Here is a 634-nt window from a genome sequence, read left to right on the forward strand (position 1 = left end):
ACAACGTGTCCTCCGACCTGAAGGCGTTCTCCGCCGCGCTGGCCCTCTCCTCCATCCTCCTCTCCGCCCCTCTCCCCGCCGGCGCCGACATCTCGGGGCTCACCCCATGCAAGGAGTCGAAGCAGTTCGCGAAGCGTGAGAAGCAGTCGATAAAGAAGCTGGAGTCGTCGCTGAAGCTCTACGAGGCGGGCAGCGCCCCCGCACTGGCCATTAAGGCGAGCGTGGAGAAGACGAAGAGGAGGTTCGACAACTACGCGAAGCAGGGGTTGCTGTGCGGCGGCGATGGGTTGCCGCACCTGATCGTGAGCGGAGACCAGAGGCACTGGGGTGAGTTCATCACACCCGGAATACTATTCCTGTACATCTCGGGATGGATCGGCTGGGTGGGTCGGAGCTACCTGATTGCGATCAGGGACGAGAAGAAACCCACCATGAAGGAGATCATCATCGATGTTCCTCTGGCTTCTCGCTTGCTCTTCAGGGGTTTCAGCTGGCCCGTTGCTGCCTACAGAGAACTCATCAACGGCGACCTCATTGCCAAGGATGTCTAGATAAGAGAGGGTGGATGGCTACATTGGAGGAAAGCCTGGAGAATTTGTATGTGGATGGGATCTTTACGCGCTCTTTTTGTAAT

Annotated in this window: 1 protein-coding gene; it reads left to right on the forward strand. The window is 58.0% G+C overall.

What is annotated here, in order from left to right:
* On the forward strand, positions 1–551 hold a 551-nt coding region (locus IEW45_RS14945), incomplete at its 5' end, for a hypothetical protein (protein WP_229665966.1).
* Between the last annotated feature and the right edge of the window lie 83 nt (positions 552–634).

The organism is Flavobacterium suaedae (assembly GCF_014642915.1).
GTDB lineage: Bacteria > Bacteroidota > Bacteroidia > Flavobacteriales > Flavobacteriaceae > Flavobacterium > Flavobacterium suaedae.